This window comes from Paenibacillus terrisolis (assembly GCF_056171975.1).
In genome coordinates, this window is record NZ_JBKFGG010000002.1 from 125,966 (window position 1) to 138,623 (window position 12,658).

Here is a 12,658-nt window from a genome sequence, read left to right on the forward strand (position 1 = left end):
CTTCTATCGAATTTTCGAATGGATAGTATTAAATATTTCTGTTTTTCCTATGGATCTATTATCTGATACGCTGAAGTAAAATACAAGAATGAAAGCGGGATTCCTCATGACGAAGCAAAATAAAAATACATCGCAGCTGCGCAGCAGCATCGGCCTGCCGCAGGCCGTCGCTCTCTATATCGGAGCCGTATTGGGCTCGGGCGTGCTGATCGTCCCGGGCATTGCCGCCGAAATGGCCGGGCCCGCCTCCCTGCTGGCTTGGGGATTCATGACGCTGCTTATACTTCCTATGGCGTTATCTATGGGACTTCTGTCGGCCAAATACCCGAACGCGGGCGGTGTCTCTCATTTTGTCACGCTGGCTTACGGGGAACGGGCCGGCACTATGGTAGGCTGGTTTTTTCTGATGTCCGTCCCGATCGGCGCGCCCGTGGCCGCTTTGACCGGCGCCGGTTACATGACGGCCGCCATTGGCTGGGGAGAAGGAGCTAAAGTCGCCATAGCAGCCGCTTTGCTCGCCATGGGCCTGATCACGAACTGGATCGGCATGCAGGTCGCGGGCAAAGTACAAATCGCGGTGGTCATCGCCATCGTTGCGGTGCTGATATTTGCCTTCATCGCGGCGGTTCCCCGGATGAATGCCGTTCATTTCACGCCTTTTATGCCGCATGGCTGGACCAGTGTGGGACAATCGGCGGCGCTGCTCTTCTGGTGCTTTATCGGCTGGGAGGCGGTTTCCCATATGTCCGAGGAATTCAAAGATCCGCAAAAAGCGGCGATCCAAGGGGTGACCATGGCGGCAATACTGGTCGGGGTCCTTTATTTTCTGTCCGCACTCGCGACGGTTGGAACCCAAAGCTACCTCAAAGCCGGCTCAGGCGCGTCGCTTGTCTGGATCATCAGCCGGCCGCTTGGTTCCTGGGGAGCCGTGATTGCCGGGTTTTCCGGCCTCTTTATCTGCAGCGCGGGCATCATTGCCTATATCGGCGCAGCGTCAAGGGTGGCATTCGCTTTGGCTCGTCAAGGCAATGCGCCGAACTGGATGGGCGGCCTGTCAGCCCGTTTCCAAACGCCCGGCCCTGCGCTGCTTTTCCTGCTCGCCTGTTTTCTGATCGTCATGGCGCTATACGGCAGTGGATCGATCTCCCTCACCACGTTGATCCAATTTCCGAACGCAACGTTTATCCTGACTTATATCGGCGGCTGCGCCGCGGGGATCCGTCTGCTGAAGGGGAACCGCCTCGGCGTGGCGATAAGCTGGATTTCTTTTATCGCCACTGCCATCGTGTTCCCTTTTACCGGCTGGGCGATGGTCTATCCTTTGCTGGTAGGCATTCTTGCTCTCATATATACGCGCGTTCTTCATCGTTCAAAACAAAAACAGTCCCCTAAAGAACTGTCGCCTAAGTCGATGCAGCACTGATCGTACGAACGCAAAAAGCATCTTCCTGCAATCGGCGGGAAGATGCTTTTTCCAAAAAATTCGGTGTTCATGCTCTCATAAAATCAAGCGTTTTTTAGATCGGCCACCAGTTGGTTTAAGTGATCGATCAACACCTGCAGATTGCCGATTCTTTGCTCCTGAACCTGAAGCATCTGATTCAGGGACGCTTTCATCGCTTCAATGTCCTGATCCGATTTCGCACCACGCAGTTTATGGGTCTCCTTCATCATTTCGCCGATCTGAACGTCGATGGCGGAAGAAGCTTCCTTTAACATCGGCAAAGCGTCTTTGGCAATTTGCAGTTGAGCATCATTTAAGCCGCCCTCCTGCTTGCTCAGCGTCTCGATTTCATTTTTCACGGATTTGACGGCCGTTTTCGCCTCCGCGCGGAGTTTAAGAATTTGCGTCTTATTGTCGTTAACCTGTTTGGTCAGCGGTTTAAGTTCGGCATATTTGTTTTTTGCCTCGGTTACCCGGGTTTCGACTTTAGCCTTTATTTTGTCTTTCGCGGTGTTTCCCTCCGTGTTAACGTGGGAGGATTCGGCATATGCCGCAGTGCTAAGTCCGGCAAACAAACAGCCAGTCACCGTAATTGCGATCCATTTTTTCATCATTCATTCACTCCTGTCCTAAAATGTTCAAATCGGCATCGGACAGACCGTCTTCTTGCTCCAAGCCTTTCAGAAGCCGGTCCAGCTCCGTTCCTAGTTCGTTAATAATCGCTTCGCTTTCTTTGCTGGTGACGGGGTTATCCGATTTCGCAATGACTTCAATTTGCGAGGAAGTGCCTGCAGAACCCGCATTTCCGCCGCTCGCAGCTCCGTCATTTCCTTTCGAGCCTTCCTGCCCTCTGGCTGACGAATCTGCCGTTCCCTGCGATTCGCCTGAAGTTGGCGTATCATCATCGGTATTCGCGGTCTCCCCAGATCGGTTCTCCTCACCGGAAGAGCTTCCGTTCGCCGTAGAATTTGCCGGAGCATTCGCCGCCTTGGCATCAGCGTTACCGGAATTTGCCGGGCCCGCTAGCTCCGTACCGCTTGACGAGTTCCCCGCCACGCCGGAGGTTTGATTTCCTTTGCCGCCGCAGCCGGCAGCCAGAAGCATGACAGCGAGGAGGATCGCCAAAGTGATGAACCGCTTCCTGCTTGGCATGTACGTTTCACTCCTTGTTCATTAGGTTCAGGCCGGCCGGTCATGAACCTTCGCATTTATCGTAGCAAGGATTTGTAACAAAATTTTTCGATCAAATGTAAACAAAGTGTAACTTGGAAAAATACTCATTTGGGCAGCCGCAAAATAAATTCCGTCCCTTGGCCCGGCGTGCTCGAAACCGAGACCTGCCCATGATGCAGCTCCGCCAGCCGTTTGACGATGCTAAGCCCGAGACCTGTGCCGGGAATATGCGGCGTACGGGAAGGATCGGCACGGTAGAACGGCTCGAACAAGTGTGCAAGATGTTCCTCTTCGATCCCGATTCCGGTGTCTTTTAGCAGAAAGGCTACATCAACCTTATCTTCCTCCACCTTCAGACAAATCTTCCCGCCTTCCGGCGTGTATTTGCAGGCATTGGACAGCAGATTGGAGAGAATTTGCTTCAATCGGTCTTCATCCGCGTAGACCATAAGGCCCTTCGGACAATCGATGCGAAAATCAATGTTTTTCTCGCGTAGGGCCAAATTAAAATTAAGCGCCGTTTCATCGGCGATTTCTTTGGCTTCGCAGTAGGTTCGAACCAGCGTAATCCCTTCCGAATCCAGCTTCATCAGCTCCAGCAGATCCCCGGTCATCCGAATCAGCCGCGTCGTTTCCTTAAGAACGGTTTCCAAGTAAACATCCTGCTGTCCGGATGGTACCTTCCCTTCCGCCATCGCCTGGATATAGCCGTGGATATAGGTCAGTGGGGAACGCAAATCGTGCGAGACGTTCGCGATAAATTGACGTCTGGCAATTTCGTTTTCCAGTAAAATATGTTTCATCCGGTTAAAAGACAAAGCCAAGCTTTCGAGCTCATCACCCGTTTTCACTTGCAAATCCTCCGGCTGCTCGCCTGCCGCCAGCATCAGGGCCGATTTCTCCAACTCGCGGATCGGCTGTACGATCTTGCGGGATCTGAGCAAAATCAACACTGTACTTGCCAACGTAAGGATTACCGTAATGCCGATGAGCACCAAGCGAAGCCGCATCAGCTGCTCGCTGATTTGCTCCACCGGCGACAGGATCAGCACCGCTCCCTTGACCGCGGCGTTTTCTTCAAAGGGCTGGCCCAAAAAAGCGACATGGACGTCCATCACGCGGTTAAAATCCGTTTTGCGGAATACGGTTTGGCCTTCCATGATCAGTTTCAGATCGTCCACAAAAACATTTTCCTCAAGGCCTTCGCTCTTGGCGAAGTCGATGACTCCTTGCGCGTTGCCTTTGAGTGTTAGTATATAAATTCGGGCATTAGTTACCGATCCGATGAGCGTCAGAGATCGATTCAGCTCGTCCTGGCCGATCGTTTGCATGCGATACTTCCTGACCAGCCCCTTTGCCTGATCGGAGATTTTAACCATTTCGGTTCGTTTTTCGCGATAAATGCTTTGCTCGTACGCAATTGAAGCAAAAGAAGAAAAGGCCAAGATCGTGATGAACACGATAACCAGGTACATGATCATCATCCGAGAAAAAATCGATTTTCTCCTCATAGCGCTTCCAATTTGTAGCCGACGCCCCAGATGGTGGATATTTTCACCGGGGCGCTCGCCGCATTCAGTTTTTCCCGTACGCGCTTCACATGCATATCCACGGTGCGCGTATCCCCGGAATATGTGTATTCCCAGACTTTATCGAGGAGCTGTTCTCGTGTGAACACGCGGGTTTTATTCAGCAGCAGAAAATAAAGCAGTTGAATCTCTTTAGGCTTCATTTCCAGCGTTACTCCGGAAACCGATACTTCAAATCGATCCATATCGATGGTTAGTGAACCATGATGAATCGTTTTGTCCTTTTTGCGGACCGCCCCTTCCGTCTCCCGCAGCCGTGCCTTTAAGCGGGCCACCAGCTCGCGGGGTTCAAACGGCTTGACGATGTAATCATGCGCGCCAAGCTCAAAACCTAGCAGCTTATCGTCCAGCAGGTCCCGCGCGGTCAGCATAATGACGGGAACTCCGGATTGCTCCCGGATGAGCCTTAGCGTGTCCCAGCCGTTCATGACCGGCAACATGACGTCAAGCAGCACCAGATCCACCGGCTCCGACCTTAACGCATCCAGCGCCGAACTGCCGTCATGGCGAAAAAACAGCGTGAACCCTTCCGGCTCCAGATATAGTTCAAGCAACCGGCAAATGTTCGGATCGTCGTCGACGACCAGAATCTTTCTTTCATCCATCTGCTCACAACCTTTTCAGCCAAATTCGAGTCAATCAGGTATCGCCTTGAATCATAAAGCATTCCCGGCAGCGTTGTAAATAAAAAGCCGCAGCATCGGCTTAGGATGCGCGGCTATGGAGTTGATCCTGTGGTTTGGGGTAGCGGATTATTTAGCTTTAGGCGCCAGCAGCTTATTCGCAATCATGCTGTCTATCGTATCGCGGACCATTTGATTCAGATCCGCATACCGGTATTGATACACGTTAGGATATTTCGTTTGATACTTAGGCGTTGTTCCGACTTTGGAATAAAGCGTGTCCACATCGCTGTTGAACCATCTCATGATTCGCAGCACAAATTTAGGGATAATCACCGGAGAGGGACGGAACCCGAGATGTCCGTAATTTTCCCGAATGATGCCGGGCATTTCATTAAGTCTTCCTTTCGCGCTGAAGCTTAAATGACGATGTCCGTCGGTCTCCGGATTATTCATGATCGCAATATGCATGCGGGCGCAGTCCCGGACATCCACGTAATGGGTGGCCATATCAATCAAGACCTTCGTTTTGCCTTCGGCCAAATCCTTCAGCGTCGCGCTGCTGTACCGTGCCCACGGGATCAGGGTTGGCCCCAGAATTCCGCTCGGACAAACCGTCGAAAGCGGTATCTTTCGCGGGTTCAGCTTGACGTCGCCGGCAATATCCCATGCGAGCTTCTCGGCCAGCGTTTTGCTGCGCATATAATCTTCCGAAGCTACTTTTACGTTCGTCCAATCGTCTTCGTTAAAATGAAGCTTCGATGCGGGATGACCGTAAGCGATCGCCGCTTCCGAGCTTGTCACGACGATCTTGTGCACCGATTCCGAGCCAAGCGCTGCCTTCATCAAAAATTCGGTTCCTTGGGTGGCGCCCCCGGTCCGATCGGTTTCCGTGCTCACAGCCTGCGGGCTTGCCACATGGAAGACCCACTTCACGCCTTCTACAGCCTGCGGCCATCCGTCTTCCTTGCGCAGATCCGCTTCGACGAATTCGATGCCCGGCAAAATCTCCTTCATTTTGGTGAGCTGCTCCGTATTTTTCAAGCTCCGCACCGTTCCCCGGACCCGGTACCCCTCTTCAAGCAAATACTTGCCAACCCAAGATGCCAAATACCCGCTAATCCCCGTTACTAAGCAAAGATCTCCTTTTAGCATTTGATTCATTTTTTCTGTCTCCTCCCGAATTTTAGTTTTTTGATCACGTGTCAGACTGAATAAATAACCGTCGATTTACCGCTGAATGCTCCGCTTTCCATATGATTCAGCATAAATTCCGCCACATCCGCGCGGGATACCTTGCGCAGCAGAGACGCCCTGCGATTATCGAGTTCGTAACTCATGAAGCACATCTCCGACCACGATTTTTCAAACGAGGAGTCGAATCGGGATCCTGCCGGGATTTCGCGCAAAAGCCGTAACTTCATGCTCATTGCGCAAAGCCTGATCGATGAGCTGCAGTCCCGAGGACCCGCTGGCACCAAAAATAGTAATTTTCATTAGCTCTACACCTCCTGATCGATTTATTAATGAACGCCTATTTATTAATAAATGAAAATATAGGTTTTCTCTATCCATTGCTCCAGCAAAATTACCATTAATTAATGAACGAACATTTAGTTAATTCCAAAAAAAATTAAGGCTTCAATGCAATGGCGTCCCATGCCATTTGGATCGCCGCTTCCATCTTTGGTTCGTCAAACGCGAAATTCCCCTTAAGCTGCTCCTTCGTCAACTGGGCGACAGGAACGATGGAAAACATCACGAGCAAATTCAAATCCTCATGCTTGAACAACTTCTCTTTCTTTCCCTGTTCAAACAGATCAAACACCGGCTGATACATCGGAGTAGTGTCTTCCAGGCACCAATTTCGCAGCAGCGGCGAATTCGAAGCCTGCTCCATAAACAGATATTCGGCTTCGTGATCCAAAATGAAATTCACGAAGTTTTTGGTAAAAAGCACAAACCGCTCTCTTACCGAAGCCGATGGGTCAGCGCCTTGAAACACCTTGTCGCTCATCATCTTTTTGCCTCTCAAGTAGATCTTGCTCAGCATATCCTCCTTATTCTCAAAATAAATGTAGATGGTGGCGGCAGAAACACCGGCTTGCTTGGCGATTTTGGAAATCGAAGTTTCGGCAAACCCGATTTCATTGACCAGTTCAATGGTCGCCTTAATGATCGCTTCAACTTTGTTATCATCTCTTGGTCTCATGGTCCAATAGTAAATGATCGTTTATTTATTGTCAACTAAAAAAGACCATTTCTCAAGAAATGATCTTCTGAAACGTATAGATATCCAGTTTTCTGCCGAACTTCATTCCGATTTCTTTATAATGCGCGCATTGCTCAAACCCGTTTTTGATAAACAAATGCCGGCTTGCTTCGTTCTCGCCGCAAATCGTGGCGACCAAGCTATGGAATCCGTTCTCCGCCGCAATGCCTTCGATAAAGCGGACGGCCTTTCCACCGATTCCTCTTCCGACATAATCCGGATGAAGATAAATCGTAACTTCTCCGCTGATGTCGTAAGCCTGTTTTTTCTTGTGCTGAGTGATCAAAACATAACCCGCAAGCGAGCCGTCTACTTCGATCACGTAGGTTTTGAAACGGGGATCCGGGTTTATAACGTTGTTTTTGATTTCCTGCAGGGAGAGCGGCTCGGTGTGAAAAGAAACCGTGGTGCGGGTTACGAAATGATTATATATTTCTTGTACGGCAGGCAAATGCTCTTCAGCAATTTCCGTAAACTTCGGTTCGACCATAAAAAATCCTCCGCTATGCAGTTGGATTCATCGCCTAAATAATTCCGATTCTTTCAATGGCGATCCATATCAGAAAAATCGCCGCCAAGACGATGGCAAAAGATTTGACGAAACCTTTAATGAAGACTTTTGAAGTGGTTTCATGCTCCGATCTATAAAAATATTCCTTGACCCAGACGGTCTGAATGGTTAGCAGCGAGATGATAGCTGAAAATCTAAGCAGCTTAAGCAAATATACCCTGATCGGATCATAGGCGGTCTGTCTGACCCCTGAACCAATGTGCACAACCGCATAATCCGGAAATATGAGAATCCCGAGCAAAAGCCCGAGCAAAAATCCATAGATTCCGCCCTTAACCAATTTCCGTTCCATACTGCCCCGCCCTTCGTTAGAATATCTTTAAAATATCCTCCGGGCCTTCAAACTTAAATGTGGCGTCAATGATCTCCGGATGTTTGCAGCCCCAAAGCGCCAGACCAAAATCGACGCCGGCCCCCTTCGCGCATTCAAAATCGTAAACCGTATCTCCAATATATATGGCGCGTTTCGGATCGGCTCCGGAAATCTCCAGAAATTTCAGCAGCGGCTCCGGGTTTGGCTTATGCTTCTCGGTGTCTTCCGCACACACAAAATGGGTCAAATATTTCATCAAACCGAACGGGACAAAATCGTGAGTTAGTTCCTCCCTCGTCTTGGAGGTAACGATTCCTTGCGTCAGCCCCGTCTTTTGAAGGGTATCCATCAACGGATCTATCCCGCGAAACACTTCAATAGTATGGAAAAAGTCTTTCAAAAAGAAATTCCAGCGGTCTCCGGCCTGTTGGGCGTTCTCGATTCCGAGCTGCTTCAGGGAAACCGCTCCCGGAATGCCAAGCACGAAGGTCAAGCTATCCTTCTCTATGTGTTTGTCATAGTCGGTTTGCAGCATTTTCTGAAGCGAGCCGATTACGGCTTGTTCCGTATCGATTAAGGTCCCATCCACATCAAAAATAATCGTATCGTACATTCTTAAAAGCACTCCTTATGTTCCGTCTCTCATTCCATGTGATTCCATAATACCATGATTGTTCCACTTCATCCTCCGCAAATCTGAAGAAATTAGATTTTTTGATTTGAATGTAGGATAATGATTGAGGACCAAAAGCGTTAATTCACGGTTAACGTTTTAACAATGGAGGCGCCCATGTGAAAACCTTTTTGCAGCTCAACACTATCTTTCTAAGCATGATCATGGAAGCCATTCCTTTCGTTCTGCTTGGAGTCATTATATCCGGTCTCATTCAGACATTCCTGACGGAGAGGACCATTGCCAGGATCATGCCGAAAAACCGGCTGCTCGCCACACTGCTGGGTTGCGGAATCGGCGTCTTTTTCCCGGCGTGCGAATGCGGTATCGTTCCGATAACGAGGCGTCTGCTTCGAAAAGGAGTGCCGCTGAACGCAGGTATCGCCTTCATGCTGACGGGACCGATCATCAATCCGATCGTGCTGTTCGCCACTTTTATCGCTTTCGGCAATAACTGGAGGATGGCCGCGATTCGCGCGGGAGGCGCGGTGGCCGTAGCTTTCGTCGTCTCGATTATAATCTCGTTTATCTTTCCAAAGACGCCTTTTCGCGAAGGTCTGCCGGATGAAGTCATGCCGCTGGTCGCTGCTACCGTGGAAGCCCCGGTTTCGGCGCGTCCGCCGGTGCGCGTACTGCTGCTGGACGTCATGCTCCACGCGGTGGAAGAGTTTTTCTCCGTCGGCAAATTTCTCGTTCTCGGCGCATTCATCGCGGCAAGCATGCAGACGTTTATACCGACTTCGACGCTCCTCCACTTGGGCAGCAGTCCGTTAATGTCTTCGCTGATCATGATTGGACTTGCGTTTGTGATGTCGCTTTGCTCCGAAGCCGATGCGTTTATCGCCTCTTCGTTCCGCAGCACGTTTTCCGTCGGGGCGGTGTCCGCTTTTCTCATCTTTGGTCCGATGATCGACATTAAAAATACATTGATGCTTCTCAGCGCTTTTAAAGGAAAATTTGTCGCCACGCTGATCGCGCTTGTCGCGGCAAGCACTTTGCTTGTATCCCTGGTCATCGGGAGGGTGTTCGGATGATAAGACTTTATATTCTGGCCGGCTTCGCCTTTATGTTCATTCAGCTGCATCTGAACGGCAATTTGAACAAATATATCAATACCCGTTATTCCTATCTTTCGGTTAGCGCCATCATATTGTTATCGGTGTTGTTCGTTTTCGAGTTTATACGCTTATATATGAAAGAAAGGGCCGAAAAAAAGGCGCAAGCGACAGGCGCAAGCGGCATGATCAAGCCCGATGCGAAGCATGCGCACCAGCATGAGCATCATGGCGATGAATCGCTGCATGATCATGCGCACGACGGCCATACACATCACGACCATGAGCGGCACGGCCATGAACATCATGACCATGAACATCATGATCATTTCGGACATTCCCACGGCGAGCCCTCTTCCAAACTCAGGCGAACGTTGGGATATCTCGTGCTTGTTTTTCCGATTGCGACCGGAATCTTTCTTCCGGTACAAACGCTGGACTCCAGCTTCGTCAAAGCCAAAGGCTTTTCGTTTCCGAGCCTGAACGTATCTGCCGACAATCCGGGGTACCATCAGTTTTTAAAACCGGATACGAGTGTCTTTTACGGAAAAGCCGGTTATCAAAAGGTTTCGAAGCAGGAGCTCAGTAAATTTACCGGGCAACAGGATATGATTCTTAATGATCAGAACTTTCTGATGGGTCTCGAGGCGCTTTATAATTACCCAAGTGATTTTATGGGCAAAACGATCGGATACGACGGTTTTGTATATAAAGGAGAGCAAGTCGACGACAATCATTATTTCGTGTTCCGCTTTGGGTTTATCCACTGCGTTGCGGACTCCGGCGTTTTTGGCATGCTGGTCGAATTTCCAAAAGGAACCCAGCTTAAAAACGATGAGTGGATTCACGTAACCGGGACGCTGTCATCCGAGCTGTACCAACCGTTTAAACAGACCGTTCCCATGCTTAAGGTGAAGTCCTGGAAAGACATTACGGCTCCGTCCGACCCTTATGTCTACCGAACCTTTTAAAAAGCTAGTCATATATTAACCTGTACATTTTACGCCGGAAGGCTTCGCGCTGGCTTGCCTTTCGGAAAGGGAGAGAACATCGTTGGAATTTTCATCGAACCACCGCATTCAACTAAGCAGCATACTGCGCAAACCGTTTGTTTTCTTTTCCATCCTGATGGTATTGAAAATGCTGCTCGTCTGGGCCGTCGTTTTCCGGGATAACGGGGGCAGCTTCGGCATGACGATTTTGACGGGTCTTCCGTCGGTCTGGTTCTTGTTCTGCCTGATCGAAAGCTTTGGCCACCGCCGGAAGCTGGGCATCTATCTGCTTCTTGACCTCATCGTCACCGCCGTTTATTTTGCCGTTATTATGTATTACAAATATTTCGGCGTCATCGTTACCTACCATGAGCTTCGCCAGGTAAACCAGGTGTCGGAGGTCAACAGCAGCGTCGTTTCGCTCATGGACCCTTATTATTTGTTCATTTTCAGCGATGTCGTGCTTATGTTCATCCTGATGTTAAGCAGCCGCCGTTTTCGCGCCTGGGGCCGGAGCCTTGCCGTTCGGGAGTACCGCAGCTGGTTTGCGGCCGGACAAGTGCTGGCGCTGGTGGCATGCGCGTTGATCATTTTGCCGTACCGTAACGGAATGAACGAATTCAAGCAAGCGCAGGCTATGGGAATCATCAACTATGAAGCTTATGCGGCGTTCGCCCCTTCCAAAAATGTAAAAATCGATGCCGAATCCATTACGCCCGCGATGGTGGCCGACGCGAAAGGCAGCCAGACGCCGGCGCAGCCTGCTTATTGGGAAGCCGCTAAAGGCAAGAATCTGATCATCATCCAGCTCGAAGCCTTTCAGAACTTCCTGATCAATCTGAAAATCGACGGTAAAGAAATTACGCCGAACATGAACGCGTTGGTTCGAGATCATTTCTATTTCCCGCACTTTTTTCAACAGGTCGGCCAGGGCAATACGGCCGATGCCGAATTCGTCGTAAATACATCCCTTTACGTCCCGTCCAACGGCGCCGCTTCCGAGGTGTATGCGGACAAGGATGTGCCCAGCATGCCGAAAATCTTGGCGGCAAACGGCTATAACACGGCGACGTTCCATACGAACAGTGTGATTTTCTGGAACCGGGATCAGCTGTATAAAGCGCTGGGCTGGGCCAAGTATTACGACGATCAATTTTTCGGCAAAAGCGACCAGGTCGCCTTCGGCTCCTCGGACGAAGTGCTGTACGCCAAAACGGCCGCAGAACTCCAGCGTTTCCAGCAAACCGGCCAGCCGTTTTACGCACAGATCATTTCCATGTCCGGCCATCACCCTTTCCGCATTCCGGAACGGAAGTTCAAAATGGAGCTGCCTGCACGGTATAAAGGAACGCTGGTCGGCGATTATATCCAGTCGCAAAATTACGCGGACTACGCGCTGGGACAGTTTATCAGCGAGTTGAAGCAAAACGGCGTATGGGATAACAGTGTCGTAGTCCTCTATGGCGACCATCAAGGACTGCCGATTTATTCTCTGGACAATGACGAGAAAAAGCTGATGAAAGAAATATACGGGCGCGATTACGCGCTGCCCGATATGATGAACATTCCGCTCGTCATTTCCGTTCCGAATCAAAAAGCGCAAGTCTTCCCGCAGGTGGGCGGACAATCCGACATTTTTCCGACGATGGCGAATCTGCTTGGCGTATCCCTGCGGGATCAGGTGCATTTCGGCGAGGACCTGCTCAATAACACCGTCAATGTCCTGCCGGAACGCTATTACTTGCCGTCAGGCTCCTTTATAACGGAGAAAGGCGCTTTTGTCCCGGGAACGGGTTACGGGGACGGCGTCACTTATCCGCTGGACGGCGGTAAAGTCGGGAAACCTTTGGCGGGCAAAGACGAATACGACCGTGCGCATACGCTGGTCAGCATGTCCGATGAGTTCGTCGCTTCCCTGCCGGAGTGGAACAAAGATAAGTAAAAGAAGGGAAA

The 12,658-nt window shown here is 50.3% G+C and carries 15 protein-coding genes; 4 read left to right on the forward strand and 11 right to left on the reverse strand.

Annotated features, from left to right (window positions below; translation table 11 throughout):
- Positions 1-106: 106 nt before the first annotated feature.
- Positions 107-1,423, forward strand: a complete 1,317-nt coding sequence (locus ACI48K_RS03215) for an APC family permease (protein WP_475026157.1) — start codon at positions 107-109, stop codon at positions 1,421-1,423.
- Positions 1,424-1,506: 83 nt separating this feature from the next.
- Here the strand turns inward: ACI48K_RS03215 and ACI48K_RS03220 are convergent, their stop codons facing one another.
- The 11 genes from ACI48K_RS03220 to ACI48K_RS03270 all read right to left on the reverse strand — a co-directional run bounded on the left by ACI48K_RS03220 (position 1,507) and on the right by ACI48K_RS03270 (position 8,598).
- Complete coding sequence (locus ACI48K_RS03220) at positions 1,507-2,058, reverse strand: hypothetical protein (RefSeq protein ID WP_475026158.1); 552 nt, start codon at positions 2,056-2,058, stop codon at positions 1,507-1,509.
- A gap of 4 nt (positions 2,059-2,062) precedes the next feature.
- Positions 2,063-2,596 (reverse strand): hypothetical protein, encoded by a 534-nt coding sequence (locus tag ACI48K_RS03225; protein WP_475026159.1) that lies wholly within the window; start codon positions 2,594-2,596, stop codon positions 2,063-2,065.
- Between the two features lie 125 nt (positions 2,597-2,721).
- The gene (locus ACI48K_RS03230; RefSeq protein WP_475026160.1) at positions 2,722-4,092 is read right to left on the reverse strand and encodes a sensor histidine kinase; all 1,371 of its coding nucleotides are present in this window, start codon (positions 4,090-4,092) and stop codon (positions 2,722-2,724) included.
- 32 nt (positions 4,093-4,124) lie between these two features.
- Positions 4,125-4,811, reverse strand: coding sequence for a response regulator (locus ACI48K_RS03235; protein WP_475026161.1), 687 nt, complete (start codon positions 4,809-4,811; stop codon positions 4,125-4,127).
- 147 nt (positions 4,812-4,958) lie between these two features.
- Positions 4,959-5,993, reverse strand: a complete 1,035-nt coding sequence (locus ACI48K_RS03240) for an NAD-dependent epimerase/dehydratase family protein (RefSeq protein ID WP_475026162.1) — start codon at positions 5,991-5,993, stop codon at positions 4,959-4,961.
- 41 nt (positions 5,994-6,034) lie between these two features.
- Complete coding sequence (locus ACI48K_RS03245; protein ID WP_475026163.1) at positions 6,035-6,169, reverse strand: hypothetical protein; 135 nt, start codon at positions 6,167-6,169, stop codon at positions 6,035-6,037.
- A gap of 25 nt (positions 6,170-6,194) precedes the next feature.
- The gene (locus ACI48K_RS03250) at positions 6,195-6,326 is read right to left on the reverse strand and encodes an NAD(P)H-binding protein (RefSeq protein ID WP_475026164.1); all 132 of its coding nucleotides are present in this window, start codon (positions 6,324-6,326) and stop codon (positions 6,195-6,197) included.
- Positions 6,327-6,462: 136 nt separating this feature from the next.
- Positions 6,463-7,041, reverse strand: coding sequence for a TetR/AcrR family transcriptional regulator (locus tag ACI48K_RS03255; RefSeq protein WP_475026165.1), 579 nt, complete (start codon positions 7,039-7,041; stop codon positions 6,463-6,465).
- Between the two features lie 52 nt (positions 7,042-7,093).
- Positions 7,094-7,591 carry an N-acetyltransferase family protein gene (locus tag ACI48K_RS03260; protein WP_475026166.1) on the reverse strand — a complete coding sequence of 166 codons (498 nt, stop codon included), beginning with the start codon at positions 7,589-7,591 and terminating at the stop codon, positions 7,094-7,096.
- Between the two features lie 34 nt (positions 7,592-7,625).
- Positions 7,626-7,964 carry a hypothetical protein gene (locus ACI48K_RS03265; protein ID WP_475026167.1) on the reverse strand — a complete coding sequence of 113 codons (339 nt, stop codon included), beginning with the start codon at positions 7,962-7,964 and terminating at the stop codon, positions 7,626-7,628.
- Between the two features lie 16 nt (positions 7,965-7,980).
- On the reverse strand, positions 7,981-8,598 hold the full coding sequence (locus ACI48K_RS03270; protein ID WP_475026168.1) for an HAD family hydrolase: 618 nt from the start codon (positions 8,596-8,598) through the stop codon (positions 7,981-7,983).
- A gap of 179 nt (positions 8,599-8,777) precedes the next feature.
- On the opposite strand from ACI48K_RS03270, the gene ACI48K_RS03275 reads away from it, so the two are divergent.
- The 3 genes from ACI48K_RS03275 to ACI48K_RS03285 all read left to right on the forward strand — a co-directional run bounded on the left by ACI48K_RS03275 (position 8,778) and on the right by ACI48K_RS03285 (position 12,647).
- Entirely contained in the window at positions 8,778-9,692 is a 915-nt protein-coding gene (locus ACI48K_RS03275) for a permease (RefSeq protein ID WP_475026169.1), read from the forward strand.
- The gene (locus ACI48K_RS03280) at positions 9,689-10,684 is read left to right on the forward strand and encodes a TIGR03943 family putative permease subunit (RefSeq protein ID WP_475026170.1); all 996 of its coding nucleotides are present in this window, start codon (positions 9,689-9,691) and stop codon (positions 10,682-10,684) included. Before ACI48K_RS03275 ends, ACI48K_RS03280 begins: the two co-directional genes overlap by 4 nt.
- Positions 10,685-10,841: 157 nt before the next feature.
- Positions 10,842-12,647: an LTA synthase family protein gene (locus ACI48K_RS03285; RefSeq protein WP_475026192.1), complete on the forward strand. Its 1,806-nt coding sequence runs from the start codon at positions 10,842-10,844 to the stop codon at positions 12,645-12,647.
- Positions 12,648-12,658: the final 11 nt, after the last annotated feature.

Excerpts from the sequence above, each read along its gene's own strand:
- ACI48K_RS03215 (WP_475026157.1), top strand. The coding sequence starts at position 107 with ATGACGAAGCAAAATAAAAATACATCGCAGCTGCGCAGCAGCATCGGC.
- ACI48K_RS03220 (WP_475026158.1), bottom strand. The coding sequence starts at position 2,058 with ATGATGAAAAAATGGATCGCAATTACGGTGACTGGCTGTTTGTTTGCC.
- ACI48K_RS03225 (WP_475026159.1), bottom strand. The coding sequence starts at position 2,596 with ATGCCAAGCAGGAAGCGGTTCATCACTTTGGCGATCCTCCTCGCTGTC.
- ACI48K_RS03230 (WP_475026160.1), bottom strand. The coding sequence starts at position 4,092 with ATGTACCTGGTTATCGTGTTCATCACGATCTTGGCCTTTTCTTCTTTT.
- ACI48K_RS03235 (WP_475026161.1), bottom strand. The coding sequence starts at position 4,811 with ATGGATGAAAGAAAGATTCTGGTCGTCGACGACGATCCGAACATTTGC.
- ACI48K_RS03240 (WP_475026162.1), bottom strand. The coding sequence starts at position 5,993 with ATGAATCAAATGCTAAAAGGAGATCTTTGCTTAGTAACGGGGATTAGC.
- ACI48K_RS03245 (WP_475026163.1), bottom strand. The coding sequence starts at position 6,169 with ATGAGTTACGAACTCGATAATCGCAGGGCGTCTCTGCTGCGCAAGGTA.
- ACI48K_RS03250 (WP_475026164.1), bottom strand. The coding sequence starts at position 6,326 with ATGAAAATTACTATTTTTGGTGCCAGCGGGTCCTCGGGACTGCAGCTC.
- ACI48K_RS03255 (WP_475026165.1), bottom strand. The coding sequence starts at position 7,041 with ATGAGACCAAGAGATGATAACAAAGTTGAAGCGATCATTAAGGCGACC.
- ACI48K_RS03260 (WP_475026166.1), bottom strand. The coding sequence starts at position 7,591 with ATGGTCGAACCGAAGTTTACGGAAATTGCTGAAGAGCATTTGCCTGCC.
- ACI48K_RS03265 (WP_475026167.1), bottom strand. The coding sequence starts at position 7,964 with ATGGAACGGAAATTGGTTAAGGGCGGAATCTATGGATTTTTGCTCGGG.
- ACI48K_RS03270 (WP_475026168.1), bottom strand. The coding sequence starts at position 8,598 with ATGTACGATACGATTATTTTTGATGTGGATGGGACCTTAATCGATACG.
- ACI48K_RS03280 (WP_475026170.1), top strand. The coding sequence starts at position 9,689 with ATGATAAGACTTTATATTCTGGCCGGCTTCGCCTTTATGTTCATTCAG.
- ACI48K_RS03285 (WP_475026192.1), top strand. The coding sequence starts at position 10,842 with ATGGTATTGAAAATGCTGCTCGTCTGGGCCGTCGTTTTCCGGGATAAC.